This window comes from Mesobacillus campisalis (genome assembly GCF_000986785.1).
Taxonomy (GTDB): domain Bacteria; phylum Bacillota; class Bacilli; order Bacillales; family Cytobacillaceae; genus Mesobacillus_B; species Mesobacillus_B campisalis.
Map to the genome: position 1 here is coordinate 29,127 of NZ_LAYY01000011.1, position 13,557 is coordinate 42,683.

General features: G+C 43.5%; 15 protein-coding genes and 1 pseudogene. 9 read left to right on the forward strand and 7 right to left on the reverse strand.

Going from position 1 to position 13,557, the window contains the following annotated elements:
* Nucleotides 1–37: 37 nt before the first annotated feature.
* A complete protein-coding gene (locus tag WQ57_RS11515) occupies nucleotides 38–739 on the reverse strand; it encodes a Crp/Fnr family transcriptional regulator (protein WP_046523922.1) in 702 nt (233 codons plus the stop codon).
* Between the two features lie 248 nt (nucleotides 740–987).
* Here WQ57_RS11515 and WQ57_RS11520 point away from each other — a divergent pair, with 248 nt between their 5' ends.
* Nucleotides 988–1,827: a formate/nitrite transporter family protein gene (locus tag WQ57_RS11520; protein WP_046523923.1), complete on the forward strand. Its 840-nt coding sequence runs from the start codon at nucleotides 988–990 to the stop codon at nucleotides 1,825–1,827.
* Nucleotides 1,828–1,852: 25 nt separating this feature from the next.
* On the opposite strand, the gene WQ57_RS11525 is transcribed toward WQ57_RS11520, so the two are convergent.
* A complete protein-coding gene (locus WQ57_RS11525) occupies nucleotides 1,853–2,023 on the reverse strand; it encodes a XapX domain-containing protein (protein WP_046523924.1) in 171 nt (56 codons plus the stop codon).
* A gap of 174 nt (nucleotides 2,024–2,197) precedes the next feature.
* Here WQ57_RS11525 and WQ57_RS11530 point away from each other — a divergent pair, with 174 nt between their 5' ends.
* From WQ57_RS11530 to WQ57_RS27000, 3 genes are all read left to right on the forward strand, one after another.
* A complete protein-coding gene (locus WQ57_RS11530; protein WP_046523925.1) occupies nucleotides 2,198–2,407 on the forward strand; it encodes a YozQ family protein in 210 nt (69 codons plus the stop codon).
* Between the two features lie 125 nt (nucleotides 2,408–2,532).
* On the forward strand, nucleotides 2,533–3,045 hold the full coding sequence (locus tag WQ57_RS11535) for a DUF3231 family protein (RefSeq protein WP_046523926.1): 513 nt from the start codon (nucleotides 2,533–2,535) through the stop codon (nucleotides 3,043–3,045).
* Between the two features lie 13 nt (nucleotides 3,046–3,058).
* Entirely contained in the window at nucleotides 3,059–3,217 is a 159-nt protein-coding gene (locus WQ57_RS27000; RefSeq protein ID WP_173427548.1) for a hypothetical protein, read from the forward strand.
* A 283-nt stretch (nucleotides 3,218–3,500) separates the two neighbouring features.
* On the opposite strand, the gene WQ57_RS11540 is transcribed toward WQ57_RS27000, so the two are convergent.
* Nucleotides 3,501–3,758: a transcriptional regulator SplA domain-containing protein gene (locus WQ57_RS11540; RefSeq protein WP_046523927.1), complete on the reverse strand. Its 258-nt coding sequence runs from the start codon at nucleotides 3,756–3,758 to the stop codon at nucleotides 3,501–3,503.
* Nucleotides 3,759–5,413: 1,655 nt separating this feature from the next.
* The gene (yhfH, locus tag WQ57_RS26205) at nucleotides 5,414–5,548 is read right to left on the reverse strand and encodes a protein YhfH (protein ID WP_084820259.1); all 135 of its coding nucleotides are present in this window, start codon (nucleotides 5,546–5,548) and stop codon (nucleotides 5,414–5,416) included.
* A gap of 249 nt (nucleotides 5,549–5,797) precedes the next feature.
* Here yhfH and WQ57_RS11545 point away from each other — a divergent pair, with 249 nt between their 5' ends.
* The 3 genes and pseudogenes from WQ57_RS11545 (at nucleotide 5,798) to fdhF (ending at nucleotide 10,193) form a co-directional block, all read left to right on the forward strand.
* The gene (locus WQ57_RS11545) at nucleotides 5,798–7,960 is read left to right on the forward strand and encodes a PAS domain S-box protein (RefSeq protein WP_046523928.1); all 2,163 of its coding nucleotides are present in this window, start codon (nucleotides 5,798–5,800) and stop codon (nucleotides 7,958–7,960) included.
* 193 nt (nucleotides 7,961–8,153) lie between these two features.
* Nucleotides 8,154–8,294 (forward strand): annotated as a pseudogene (locus tag WQ57_RS27415) (hypothetical protein); the annotation flags it as partial.
* Nucleotides 8,274–10,193 carry a formate dehydrogenase subunit alpha gene (fdhF, locus tag WQ57_RS27420; RefSeq protein WP_338151903.1) on the forward strand — a complete coding sequence of 640 codons (1,920 nt, stop codon included), beginning with the start codon at nucleotides 8,274–8,276 and terminating at the stop codon, nucleotides 10,191–10,193. The pseudogene WQ57_RS27415 and the gene fdhF, both read left to right, overlap by 21 nt.
* A gap of 250 nt (nucleotides 10,194–10,443) precedes the next feature.
* On the opposite strand, the gene WQ57_RS11560 is transcribed toward fdhF, so the two are convergent.
* Entirely contained in the window at nucleotides 10,444–11,016 is a 573-nt protein-coding gene (locus WQ57_RS11560) for a hypothetical protein (protein WP_046523930.1), read from the reverse strand.
* A 159-nt stretch (nucleotides 11,017–11,175) separates the two neighbouring features.
* Between WQ57_RS11560 and WQ57_RS11565 the strand changes: the two genes are divergently transcribed.
* Both WQ57_RS11565 and WQ57_RS11570 read left to right on the forward strand, forming a co-directional pair.
* Entirely contained in the window at nucleotides 11,176–11,955 is a 780-nt protein-coding gene (locus WQ57_RS11565) for a TraR/DksA C4-type zinc finger protein (RefSeq protein WP_046523931.1), read from the forward strand.
* A gap of 130 nt (nucleotides 11,956–12,085) precedes the next feature.
* The gene (locus WQ57_RS11570; protein WP_046523932.1) at nucleotides 12,086–12,946 is read left to right on the forward strand and encodes a YihY/virulence factor BrkB family protein; all 861 of its coding nucleotides are present in this window, start codon (nucleotides 12,086–12,088) and stop codon (nucleotides 12,944–12,946) included.
* Between the two features lie 57 nt (nucleotides 12,947–13,003).
* Here the strand turns inward: WQ57_RS11570 and WQ57_RS11575 are convergent, their stop codons facing one another.
* The gene (locus tag WQ57_RS11575; RefSeq protein ID WP_046523933.1) at nucleotides 13,004–13,255 is read right to left on the reverse strand and encodes a sigma-G-dependent sporulation-specific acid-soluble spore protein CsgA; all 252 of its coding nucleotides are present in this window, start codon (nucleotides 13,253–13,255) and stop codon (nucleotides 13,004–13,006) included.
* Entirely contained in the window at nucleotides 13,255–13,464 is a 210-nt protein-coding gene (locus WQ57_RS11580; protein WP_046523934.1) for a hypothetical protein, read from the reverse strand. Before WQ57_RS11580 ends, WQ57_RS11575 begins: the two co-directional genes overlap by 1 nt.
* Nucleotides 13,465–13,557 lie beyond the last annotated feature (93 nt).

Consider the following 13,557-nt stretch of genomic DNA (forward strand, 5'->3'; position numbering starts at 1 on the left):
GACGCATAAAGCGCCTTTTTAGTGCTTGAGGATGCCGCTATTCAATATTGCAGAATTCTATTGGGCAATTCTCACAGTCAATTTCGGTCTTCAAGTGCTGGATGCTGTGAACGATGACCCTTTTCCTTTCAATGGAGATAATCCCTTCGTCCCTTAATTCGCCTAGCATTCTGCTGACACTCTCCCGTGCTGTTCCGCAATAATTGGCGAGTTCCTGGTTGGTTAGGTAAACATCAATCAGGATTCCAGTTTCCTTCACGATGCCGTAGCTGTTACAAAGGCGGATCAAAGTGGAATATAAGGCCCCCTTCTTGCCATTAAGCACGAGATCCCGGAACTTTGTGGTTGTCTTCCGGAAATGGTCATTCATCCACCTTATGAATTCATAGGCTAGCTTGCTGTTATTGAATAATACCTTTTCCAAATTTTCAATGTTAATGGCTGCTGCTTCCCCGGATTCTATTACTTTCGCATTGAATAAATACCTGGGATCAACTGTAAAGAGTGTCAGCTCCCCAACAATATCATTGTATTGACATAATCGGAGGTTCAATTCCTTTCTTTCCGCATTCATTTTTGAAATCTGAATCTTTCCGGAGAGGAGAATATACATTTCTTTTGCTGGCTGGCCTTCCTGGAATAGATAGGTGCCTTTTTTGAGCTTGACACTTCTATCTGAGGCTTTCAGCAGCTCACCCAGTTCATAGGTTAATGTGCTTTTATATTGTTTCGTGCCCACTTTTCTCCTCCTCTTTTCCTGTTTCTTTCATCACACCGTACATTTCTTTCCTTTTGTCTATGTTCATTAAAAAGAAATGTAATCACTAGGTCAATAGAGAAAATGTGAACATTTTATGTAAACTGAAAACGCTATAAAAAAAGTCACACTTCGTTCATTTTCTGCCACTTAACAAAAGGGCAGGGTAGTACTATGATTGAACTAGATAAATCATGTGAAAAAAATCACAAACAGAAAGGGATTTTTTCATGAGTACTGACCCGCATGACTTGGCAGTTAAATCTGCGTTGAAGAAAAAGGCTTTATTGCAGGACGACCCGCTGAAATATTGGATAAGGGCTGGGCTGGCCGGAGTGTATATTGGTTTTGGCATCATGGTTTCATATCGGTTGGGAGAGGGATTTTACGATGTGCATTCTCCTGCAACTTATTTAATCAGTTCAATCTTTTTTGGAATTGCCCTTGTCCTGATCATATATGGTGGGGCAGAGTTGTTTACAGGAAATACAATGGTGTTTGCAATGTCCACAATGGCTGGGAAAACCACTGCCAGGGATATATTTGAGAACTGGGGAATCAGTTACATAGGCAATTTTATCGGGGCATTGTTCTTTGCGATGGTTATTGCTTTTACCGGTTTATTCAGTTCCCCTGAAAAATCACAGTTTATCATGGAGGCAGCGGGTGCGAAGATGTCCACGCCTGCTTACCAGCTCTTTTTCCGGGGGATGCTGTGCAATTGGCTTGTGTGCCTCGCTGCATACTGGATTCCGTTCCATATAAAGGGGGATGGAGCAAAAATCGGCAGCATGATGCTCATTGTTTTTGCTTTTGTTGCTTCCGGTTTTGAGCATAGCATTGCCAATATGGCGCTCTTTCTCATTGCATTATTTGTTCCCCATCCTGAAACGGTCAATATGATGGGCCTTTTCCATAACCTGGTGCCGGTTACTTTGGGTAATATTGCAGGAGGTGCCGGGTTTGTAGGGTATCTTTATGTCTATCTTTCGCCAAAAAAGGAAAAAGCAAAACAAACAGAAGGGGAAGAATCTTATCAGCAAAACGTACTATCACATACCTCCAATTAAAAAGAACCGCGCCGGTTCTTTTTCTCTACCCGCGAAAAAACCCCTGCAGCCATTCTCCAGCAATTCCGCCCAAGTAAACACCGACAATTCCAATGACTCCTGCCAAAACGGGTGGAGCCGGTATTGGCAGCTTCAGCATTTTAAAGAGGATACCGACGATTAAACCTGCCAATAAAGCTAAAATTACCTCTTTCATCTAATCACCGCCTAAAATAAAGATGTTTACAGCATTCTCTTGCTAATGCTTATTTTAAGGCGAGAAGGCAAATCTATTCACCCAAATTGCATAACCCCATTTTCTTCTGCTAATAAGTGTATGGTTTATCTCTCTTTGTAGGAAATTAAGGGAAAGCCGAAAGGAGGAGAAGAGATGAAGAGGCAAAACGAGCAGGAAAACCTTAAAATTGCCGGCCGTCAATATGAAGTTGAGGATTATCAGCGTAATGATACGCTGTCCGCAGGGCTTGCGGTTACACATGAACAAGTCAGCGATGCCTATACAGAAGGTGAAATCAATCCGGTAATCGATAATCAGCAAGATGGATCGGAAACGAGGATTCCTCGAAAAGGCTATCAGTGATGTCTCAACACCTTCTTTTGAAGGTGTTTTTGCATGTGTTTGCCTGACATGAAATCAGTCCCACAGCAGCATAATAGTAATGCCGCTTTAATGGAGGCAAAACCTTATACTTGAGGAGGCTGACTATGGGAATATTAAGCGGGAATCCCAAAGAGGAACCAATGCATTACGGAGAAGTTTATTCTGTCTGGATGCATCTGAACGCCGCCAAAGCCTGTGTTGCAGCTTACGAAACCATGCTGAACCATGCTGGAGATGAAGATTTAAAAAATCTTATCAGCGATATACTGGAAGAGGGAACAAAAGAAGAGATAGCTGAAATTGAGAATCTTTTAAAGGATCATGGAGTTGGCCTGCCGCCGACACCGCCGGCACGCACGGAAGCCTGCATTGAGAATATCCCTCCAGGTGCCAGGTTTTTAGATCCTGAAATTGCAAATAAAATCAGCATGGACCTTGCTGCAGGGCTTGTAGGCTGCAGTACGGTCATGGGGCAGTGCATCAGGGAGGATATTGCCGCCATCTTTGCCCGTTTCCATGCGAAGAAAGCACAATTTTCCACAAAATGCCTCCGGCTATTGAAAGACAAGGGCTGGCTTGTACCTCCGCCGCTGCATATAGACCAATCGGATTGTTAGGAGGATGGGGAATATGTCAAACAAAGGTGAGTTCCAAAGCAATGACTCGCAGTATAAAATGCCCAAAGCCCTGAAACAGAAGCGTGACTTTGTTTATCGGGTGGGGTATACAGCGACGACAGGAAATGAGACGGGCGGGAAGGATGAACCTGGCAGGAGATCTGATTTGTGACATGGAAAAAGGCTGCAGGAATGCAGCCTTTTTTCCATTATCGAAGCTTGCAGGAAATTCATTAGGGTGTAAGTAATTGACGGGATAGTTTGTTTCCTTGCCTGAAAGTGTTGGGAGCAACAGTGCCCCTTTTTTTTAGAATCACAAAGCCCTCTTCAAGTGCATAGCCAATCACAAGATGTGAAGATGCTGTTAAGACTTTCATGCTTACCAGTCCCTTCCTTACTATAGTGGCATGCAATATTCCATACCCGTTGCTCCGTGAAATAAACATTGTCCATTCTTAATGCAAATACGGAGTGTCCGAATCGTAGGCATCCTCATATGCCTTTTTAGCTGCGTCTTCAGAGGCAAACAGGGCGTCATCATCCTCAATAACATGGAATGTTTCATTTATGAACATCGCAAGCGCATTTGGGTCTTTTGGATGAGGCACAATTTCGGCTGCCTTGACATTGGCGACTGAAGGAACATGGGGATTATGGTAGATGACAAATACTTCATCTCCCTGCTTTAGCTCGTTTGGTTCTATAGTATCCAATTATGTTCTCCCTTCCGAAAAATCATAAATTCTCATTTTGTTGACGTATTTCATCACCAGTCAAATCAATGTTGGCATTTTCCAGTCTGCGATGCTCATCTATTGAATCGCCGGGAAAATTTGCATTAGGCGCAATGCCGCCATATGGGGTGGGTGTTGCAGGTTCTCTTTTCGGCCTATCATTGTTTGTGATGGCAACCAACTCCTTTTGCTGTTAACATTTACTGTATTCTCCATCCTTATTCTTAAAAACAAACACGAAAACTTACCATCCATACGAAAGATAGCTCTTTTGGAGGGACGCCTTTTTGTGCGGTAAAAGTTGGACGAGGTGCCGGTTTCGGTAAAAAGGAAGGTGATCTCGACAATAGAATGGGGATAGCGAGCGGAAAAAATAGGATGAGGTATTCGGACAATAGAACTTGGATTACCGACAATTGAAGTGTGATTCAGTCAAATAGAAAAGGGAAATCGGACAATAAAAAAGGCATTGGCAAATAGACGTGTTGTTTTGGCAAATAGAACGAGGTATTCAGACAATAGAACAAGGATTCCGGACAATAGAACTGTGTTTCCGGCAAATAGAAAAGGGAAATCGGACAATAGAAAAGGCATTGGCAAATAGACGTGTTGTTTTGGCAAATAGAACGAGGTATTCTGACAATAGAACAAGGATTCCGGACAATAGAAGTGTGATTCCCGCAAATAAAAAACCAAATCGGACAATAGAAAAGGCACTAGCAAATAACTCCTTTCTATTCACCAATCTGTCACAATCCTTGCATCCTTGCTGGTTAATTCAGGTTATAATAAAAGTGTAAAGAAAACAAATCAACACTTAACATCTTAGGAGGCTCAACCATAACATGTTCGTTCCGTACTGTGAACGAGTAAATCTTCCCTCCTTATGTAAGCGATTGCGAAGCGGTGATGCGCGAGATTGGAGATTGCAAATGGCTATGCTTGAGATCCTGAAGCCAGCCTGTTCCCCTAACCTCGATGCCCGGAATGCCTTTCAAAAGGACCAGTAAAACAGGATATTGCCATCCATTGGGCAATTAGCTGGAATATTGCCTATCAAGGTACCATACGCAATAGGAAAGCATCTTGCCAAAAGAATGAATTTCGGGTAACTGGCACAGAAATATGGCGCCAGAAGCCTTGAAAGATTTTGGGATGATCAATTCCAGTTAAAGCCAAGCATTTCATGTTTGGACATTCATTGGGACTGCCGGAAGGACATGGAAAGGCCAGAGGAAGGAAGAAGATGCATCTTTAGGCATGGTGCCTGTATACGGAAAACCATTTTTCCGTATGTGCCTTTAAAACTCTCTCAAACAGCCATTGATTGTCAATCAGATCATAATGGTGGAAAGATCATGAGTCCCGCGGTGACTATACCGCATTTAAAAGAAGATGGCTTATCTTTATGGATAAGGTAATTTCATAAAGAGTATCCGGTTCTTCTGCGGAACAGCATTCATCGGCTGAACTGCCCCAAAATGATACCCCAAAGGATCATATTAGGCGCTTGTAAACTTGGCTGGTGCCATGGTTGGGTCTCTTAAGATGTTAAACAATAAAAGGCTTCCTCTGTGTGAGGGAGCCTTTTATTGTCGACAAGGGTTCCATACAAATATGGCAAGAACCGCTCTTTATTCCATTTTTTTAGACAGGCATCTGTCACATTCCATCAGGTAAGATTCCGCTTGTTCTTCCATATGTTCACCGCATTCGGGACACACTTTTTTGGGAAGGGTTCTAAAGAATTCAACTGGATTGATCACAATACACACTCCTTTTGTAATACAAAATTAAATTCGTTTATCTGTTATAGTACAGTATAATCAAAAAATGTTTTTTTGGATAGCCTATTTTATAAAAAGTTCGAAAAAAACCGCCTTAGAAACCCATTTTGATGTCAAGGCTAAAAAGTGACAATATTATTACAATCAAATGTTTTTTGGCTTTAATTATGTTCTTGAATCCATTACAATTAAGGTAAACAAAATTAGAAAAATGGGGAATGATGCCTGCTAATGGATAACCTCGATTTGTCAGTAAACCCAATTCTTTTATTGGTAGCGATTCTTTTGACATTAATGTCTTCTTATACAGCGCTTGATTTATTTACTTTGAAGAAGTCTTCCGATAAGAATAAACGTCTTCTTTTTATTGGTGCTTCTATTTCAATGGGGATTGGCATTTGGGTGATGAATTTCTTCGGCTTCCTTGCCTGGAATATTGGCGAATCGGTGTCTTATCAGATTTCAATCAATATCCTGTCAATCTTGCTGGGTATTACCTTCACCACGCTGGCGTTTTTATCGCTTGCAGGAAAGGGCATCGATGGGCGCCGGCTTTTGCTGAGCAGTTTATTCATGACCCTTGCCGTATTATCCGTTCATATTATAGGCATGTACTCTTTGGGTATGTCTTTCCGCTACCAGCCGGCAATCATGGCTATAGCGATTTTGCTTGTTTATATTGCTTTCTTCTTTTCATTTTGGATTCTCTTTTACTCCAAGAATTTTTCACAGTCAAGCCATATCTGGCTGAAGCCCTTAACTGCCCTGGTGGTTACAGGAGCGATTGTGCAGGGGCATATGCTGCTTACCCAAGGTACGTCGTTCAATGTGCTTGAAGGGCAGGGAGCAGAAGAAATAACAATCCCTCAGTCGCTGATCAGCTATATTATCCTGTTCGTGGCTGTCATCATTCTAGGTGGATTGATCGCATCCAGCGCTCTTGTCAGCAAACGGCTTGCCGATAGTGATACAAATTTGAAAGATATTACTGATGCCCTTAATGTTTCTTCGATTGTTGCCATAACCGACCCTAAAGGTAAAATTACCTATGTAAACGATAAGTTTGTGGAGATTTCCAAGTACAGTGAGGAAGAGCTTCTTGGCCAAAACCATTCCATTCTTAATTCCGGGTACCACTCCAAGGAATTCTTCAAGGAAATGTGGGCAACGATTGGCAAAGGGAAGACGTGGAAAGGTGAAATACGGAACAAGGCGAAGGATGGTTCCTACTACTGGGTTCACACTACAATCGTTCCCTTCCTGAACAGAAAGGGGAAACCCTACCAATATGTTGCCATTCGTTCGGATATCACAAGCAGGAAGGCCGCGGAAGCAAATCTAAAGGATTCCTTGAAGGAAGTCAGCGATTACAAGTTCGCAATCGACCAGGCAGCCATTGTTGCCTTTACGGATGAAAAAGGCATCATTAAAAGTGTGAACGATAAGTTTGTTGAAATCTCGAAATACTCGCGGGATGAACTGATTGGTCAGGATCACCGGCTGCTCAATTCCGGCTTTCATCCAAAGGAATTTTTCAAGGACCTGTGGAAAACGATTGGCAGCGGGAAAGTATGGAAAGGCGAAATCCGCAACCGGGCGAAGGATGGTTCGTATTATTGGGTTGACACGACCATTGTTCCATTCCTTAAAGAGAATGGAAAACCGTATCAGTACCTGGCTATCAGGAATGATATTACGGAACGGAAGAAAACAGAGGAAATGCTGCACAGGCAGGATAAGCTTGCTGCAGTCGGCCAGCTTGCCGCAGGGGTTGCCCATGAAATCCGGAATCCGTTAACATCGATGAAAGGGTATGCCGAGTTTTTGCAGCTGGATGAAGAAGATCCGCAGCGCCGTGAGTTCATTGATATCATTCTAGACGAAATCGATCGGGTCAATAATATTGTGGAAGAGTTCATGCTGCTTGCCAAGCCTAAAGCAGCAGAGCTGGAGGAAAGGAACATCGTGCCTATCCTTGGGAATACCGTCTCGCTCCTAGAGTTTGAAGCAAGGAAACGGAATGTTAAATTGCATTTTGATTTTAATAAAGATATCGTGCAAATCGAATGTGATGAAAATAGGCTTAAGCAAGTATTCCTGAATTTCATTAAAAACGGAATTGAAGCCATGCCAGCTGGCGGTGATTTATTTGTTCGTGCCAATGTGGCCGGAAGCAATGTTGAAATTTCCATCCAGGATACAGGAGTGGGGATACCGCCTGAAACACTCAAGAAGATTGGGGAGCCTTTCTATACAACTAAGAAGAATGGCAATGGACTGGGTCTTATGGTCTCGTTCAAAATTATCGAAAGTCATAATGGTAAAGTGTATATTGAGAGTGAACAGAATAAGGGGACGACTTTTAAAATTCTCCTTCCCGCAAAGACAGCCTAGAAGATGAGCAATTGCTCATCTTCTTTATTTTTTGCCTGAGTCGAAACATTTCCATGACCGCCTTAATTTAGTGGAATTGTTGAAAAACGGACATATATTTATGTTAAGAGCTCTAACACCGCTATGAAAAAATCAACTATCATAAATATATATACGTTAGTAAGGAGGAGAAAAGGTGGCGGAGACAGCAAAAGTGAGAACGGTATGCGGATATTGCGGGACTGGCTGCGGCCTGGTGCTGGAAGTGGAGAACAATCAGATTGTTAAAATAAGGGGGGATAAAGAAGCGCCTGTCAATAAAGGACAAACCTGTGTGAAAGGGGCATTCGCCTATAAATATGTCCATGCCCCAAACCGGCTGAAGCATCCCTTGATCAGGAAAGGGGGCACTCTGGTACAGTCCACCTGGGATGAAGCTTATGATTTCATCGCAAAGAGGCTCACAAACATCAAGGAGAAACACGGTTCCGATGCCATTTCGATGTTCGCGTGCGCCAGGACGACAAATGAATCCAACTACATTACCCAAAAATTCATGAGGACCGCTATAGGCAGCAACCATATCGATGGCTGCAACCGAACATGACATGCCCCAAGTGTCGCCGGTCTGGCGACTGTGTTTGGAAGCGGATTTCCAACAAATACCCTGGAGGATTTCGATGAGGCGGAGGTACTGCTCCTGATGGGTTCAAATACGTCAGAAGCTCACCCGATTATCGCCAACCGAATGAAAAAAGCGGTCAAAAAAGGACTTAAAATCATTGTGGTCGATCCTAGAAAAATCGATATGGTCAAGTCTTCCCACCGCCATTTGCAGCTTGAGGTCGGTTCGGATATTGCCTTGATAAATGCCATGATTCACACAATTATAAAAGAGGAGTTGTACGATACCGATTTTATCAAGGATCATACAACCGAATTTGAGGCATTAAGACAGAAAGTAGAAAGGTATACTCCTGAGTTTGCGGAAACCTTGACCGGCCTCGGCGCGGACGTGATTATGGAGGCTGCCCGCGAGTATGCACTCGCCAAAAGATCGATGATTGCATATACCCTGGGAATTACCGAGCATCATTGCGGAGTGAACAATGTTCTCGATATTGCCAATTTGGCCTTATTGACCGGGCATATCGGGAAAAGCGGAACAGGCATCATGCCGCTTCGCGGGCAGAATAATGTCCAGGGAGCAGGGGATATGGGCTGCCTGCCAAATCAGCTGACAGGTGGTATAAGCCTGGCGGATGAAACCTACCGCAAACGTTTTGAACAGGCTTGGGGCAGAGAAATAAACAGTAAGATAGGCGATACCCAGACAAGAACATTTGAGCGCATGGAAAACAATGAAGTCAAAGCGCTGTATATCATTGGCGAAAACCCTCTGCTTGCGGACGTGCATATGAATCATACAAAGGAAATATTTAAAAAACTTGACTTGCTGGTGGTCCAGGACATTTTCATGACAGAGACAGCAGAATACGCTCATGTGGTCCTGCCTGCAACATCATGGGGAGAATCGGAGGGGACCTTTACTAATACGGACCGGCGTATTCAAAGGGTGAGGAAAGCGGTGGAGCCGCAGGGAGAGGCGAAAGAAGACTGGGAAATTCTTTGTGAGCTGTCTGGAAGGCTTGGTTATCCCATGAAGTACGAATCAAGTGAACAGATTTGGAATGAAGTCCGTGAATTGGCATGGGAAATGTATGGCGGAATCTCCTATGAACGACTGGAAACGGAATATAGCATCCATTATCCATGCCCGGATGAGCATCACCCTGGCACAAAAATCATGCATCTGGAGTTCCATGACACCGCCAAGCAAAAGGTTTCAAGCTTTGTTCCTGTCGACTATACACCGCCAATTGAACTTCCTGATGAAGAATATCCGTTCACTCTTACCACCGGACGCCGCTATGAATCCTATAATACGCATACGCAAACAAGATTTTATGCAGAAGGCGTCAAACTCAAGCAAACGGAAGAGAGCCTTGATATCCATCCGGAAGATGCTGCAAGGCTCGGCATAGAGGATGGCGGCTTGGTCCAGGTGCGCTCAAGAAGAGGAGAATTGCAGGTAAAGGCCAAGATAACCGATCAGGTGATCCCCGGCCTTGTGTTTATGAGCTTTCACTGGTCTGAGGTTCCAACCAATGTCCTGACCATTAATGAGTTCGATCCAATCTCGGGCACAGCGGAATTTAAAGCATGCGCTGTCTCCGTCACACCGCTCTCCTGAAGAAAAAGCTGGTTCAGTTTTATTAAGCCATAAAAAATAAACGGAAAAACCCCGCTTAAACTGGGAAATGCCAACATTTCCCCGAATATAAGCGGAGTTTTTCCGTGTATACTCATCTTTTCCTTAGATTTAGGCCTATATAGAGAAGTTAATCGGAATTTATCCGCTTATTTCTTCTTCTTAAGTCCCTGCTTTATACCTTAACCGGAATTCCTCCGCCTAATAATTCCCTGCCTCCACGAGTTTATTTTTAATTGACTATATCCCGGTCATTCTCCTTTTGCCCTATTCTCTGAATCCCCCGTTTTGTAAACAAATTGAGCATGAAATTTGCAAACCTGTTAAAATGACCGTCCATTTTTTCAGAAAGGTCGGCTGCCCTTTCAAAAATCGAGGACTTGATGAAATCCAGCTTCCGGTCGAGTTTTTCAGCATTTGCTTCATGGCTGTCCAATGCTTCCATCACCGTTTTATGGTAGACGTTTTGGAGGTCGTCATGCCGCTCCAGAACTTCTCTCATTTTAACTTGGTGCTTTAGTTGTTCATTTAGCGATGCTGTTGTTTTTTCATACTCGGCAAGTTTGCGGTTCATATCACGTAATAATTTTTCCTGCAATATGACTTGCTCTAATAAGACATCGTTGTACATTTCGCTTTTTTGAGCGTTTGCAGAATGGAATTCAACAAGTTTGTTTGCCAGCTTTTGCTGTTCCTGCAGGGCATTTTCGAGGAAGTTTTCGCGGAAGACCGCCTGGTTGCTGGAGGCGACCGCTTTTGTTTTCGGGTAATAGATTATTGCGGCAGGCTTTTTATCTTCAGGCATATAAACTCATGCTCCTCCTTTTTATTGTTTTTATATCGTATGATATATGTTAAAAATAGGACCGGGTTTGCCAAAGTCTGGGCTAATGCGGAGTTTTTTTCATGAAAGCAGAGGATTTGCGAATACTAAAAAAAACGGTGAAAGAAGGGAGCAGGTTATATGCTGACAAATGGGCAGCTGGATGCTTTGAAACAGCAATTGCTTGATAGAAGACAGGAGCTTGAACAAAACTTTGAGATAAATGAGCATTATGGCATGGAAAGAGGGCATTACCACGAATCGATGGGGGAGCTTTCCAGCATTGATAACCACCCGGCGGATGAGGGAACGGACCTGTATGAACGGGAAAAGGATATAGCATTGAAACAGCATGATGAATATCAGATGGAGAATATCCAAAGTGCTCTTCAGGCGATGGAGAAAGGGGATTATGGTTCATGCCAGGTGTGCGGAAAGGAGATTCCCTATGAGCGGCTCGAGGCTGTTCCGGAAACGAGATTTTGCATTGAGCATACACCCGATAGAACGATCAGTACCAACCGTCCCATTGAAGAAGGTGTGTTGATGCCGCCTTTTGGAAAATTTGACAAAGACTTGCAGGATGAAAGTGTTGCCTATGATGCGGAGGATTCCTGGCAGGATGTAGCAAGTTATGGAACATCGGAAACCCCTTCCGATTTTTACCAGCCTCAGGACCATTATAATGATACGTATAACGAGTCCGAAGAGAACACCGGCTATGTGGAGGATTACGAAAATTTTATTGGCAATGATATTGAAGGGAAGGAAATTACCGTATTTCCAAACGCCCAGCATGAGCAATATGAAAGTCAACTGGATGAGGAAGGAATCATGACATCATTTGGGGACCTCCCTGCCTATGAGCATGACCCTTATGTGGAAGACGAGAAGAATAGGGATAGCTTTTATATTGATTAGGCAAGGCAGCCGGCTGCGGGAAATTCCGCGGCCGGCTTTTTTATAAAAAGGGCTTTTATGAAAAAAATTGGTTAGCAGTCAATAATCCCGGGAAAAGAGAAGCAAACAGCAGATAAAATGGGGTGCAATCATGAAAGACAAGCTTCTAAGATATGGAAAGAAAGTTTTCCGCGAGTTTCAGAATGACCAGGCTACCGGGCTGGCTGCCCAGCAGGCATACTATTATATGCTTGCCATCTTTCCAATGCTGATCCTGTTAGTAGCCATCGTTCCATATTTGAATATCCAGCCGGAAACTGCTTTGCAGTTTGTAGACAATGTCCTGCCGCCGGAGTCCGCCGAACTGTTAAGGGACAATGTTCTCAGAATCATCACGGAACGGAATGGCGGTTTGCTGACCTTTGGGATTATAGGGACGATTTGGTCTGCATCAAATGGGATGAATGCATTTATTAAAGCGATGAATACTGCTTTTGATGTTGAAGAGACCCGTTCCTTCATCAAAGCGAGACTGCTTTCCATCCTCATGACCTTTGCCCTGATTGTGGCATTTGTCGTGGCGCTGCTGCTTCCCGTATTTGGAAGAGTCATCCTTGATTTCCTGACTTCCTTCCTGCCAATTTCCGGGGGCATGGAAACCCTGATTTCGATTATGCGCTGGGTAATCGCGTTCACAGTCATTATTGCAGTCCTGGTTTTACTATACCGAGTGGCTCCAAATAAAAAGTATCCATGGAAGCATGTGCTTCCGGGAGCCATTTTTGCGACCATCATGTGGCAGCTGATTTCCCTGGGCTTTTCCTTTTATGTCAGCAATTTTGGCAATTACTCCGCAACGTATGGAAGTATTGGCGGGGTGATTGTCCTTATGCTATGGCTGTTCCTAACCGGGCTTGCCCTTGTGATTGGCGGCGAAATCAATGCAGTATACCACCATGAGAAGGACAGGGAGCGTAAATTCGGAGGCGATAAACACGTCATTACACCGTAATCAAAAAAAGATGGGCCCATTGGGTCCATCCTTTTTGACTATGGAAATATTATACGGTTAAAATAAAAGTTCATACACCTCATTAAGTTGATAGGCACGCTGTTCATCCTGTTCATTTTTTGCGTATTGTATTTCCCAAGGCAGGATTTTATTGAGATATTCCGACTCTTCAAAGGTCAGGTCATTGACCAGTGCCCCTTCAGAAGCATAGCTTCCCTTTTCAATTTTGCGGTATATGCCGACACTGACATCATCTTTTTCCGTATAGTTCGCAAGGATCTCCCTCAAATAGGCAATTGTCTGTTCCATTACTCTTTCCGCTCCTCAAAATAGTTCCGAAATTTATCAGTATCTGTTAGTCCCAGGTTTTCATAATAGGGATTGTCTACGGTAGAATCTTTTGGGTCCAAATTCGTTTTGATCACCAGCATCGGTTTACTCGGGGCATCGCCAATCAATCGGTCGTCCAGTTCTTTAAAGTCCGGCATCTTATTGCTCCCAGGCTTATTTGGTTCCATCTCACGCACCTCCTGCCATTATTTTGCTAAGCTGTTCATAAAATTATGTATGAAGGGCAGTTGACCCATTCTTTCGGTACTTTGTATGATACA

Excerpts from the sequence above, each read along its gene's own strand:
- WQ57_RS11520 (WP_046523923.1), top strand. The coding sequence starts at position 988 with ATGAGTACTGACCCGCATGACTTGGCAGTTAAATCTGCGTTGAAGAAA.
- WQ57_RS11525 (WP_046523924.1), bottom strand. The coding sequence starts at position 2,023 with ATGAAAGAGGTAATTTTAGCTTTATTGGCAGGTTTAATCGTCGGTATC.
- WQ57_RS11530 (WP_046523925.1), top strand. The coding sequence starts at position 2,198 with ATGAAGAGGCAAAACGAGCAGGAAAACCTTAAAATTGCCGGCCGTCAA.
- WQ57_RS11535 (WP_046523926.1), top strand. The coding sequence starts at position 2,533 with ATGGGAATATTAAGCGGGAATCCCAAAGAGGAACCAATGCATTACGGA.
- WQ57_RS27000 (WP_173427548.1), top strand. The coding sequence starts at position 3,059 with ATGTCAAACAAAGGTGAGTTCCAAAGCAATGACTCGCAGTATAAAATG.
- WQ57_RS11545 (WP_046523928.1), top strand. The coding sequence starts at position 5,798 with ATGGATAACCTCGATTTGTCAGTAAACCCAATTCTTTTATTGGTAGCG.
- WQ57_RS11560 (WP_046523930.1), bottom strand. The coding sequence starts at position 11,016 with ATGCCTGAAGATAAAAAGCCTGCCGCAATAATCTATTACCCGAAAACA.
- WQ57_RS11565 (WP_046523931.1), top strand. The coding sequence starts at position 11,176 with ATGCTGACAAATGGGCAGCTGGATGCTTTGAAACAGCAATTGCTTGAT.
- WQ57_RS11570 (WP_046523932.1), top strand. The coding sequence starts at position 12,086 with ATGAAAGACAAGCTTCTAAGATATGGAAAGAAAGTTTTCCGCGAGTTT.
- WQ57_RS11575 (WP_046523933.1), bottom strand. The coding sequence starts at position 13,255 with ATGGAACAGACAATTGCCTATTTGAGGGAGATCCTTGCGAACTATACG.
- WQ57_RS11580 (WP_046523934.1), bottom strand. The coding sequence starts at position 13,464 with ATGGAACCAAATAAGCCTGGGAGCAATAAGATGCCGGACTTTAAAGAA.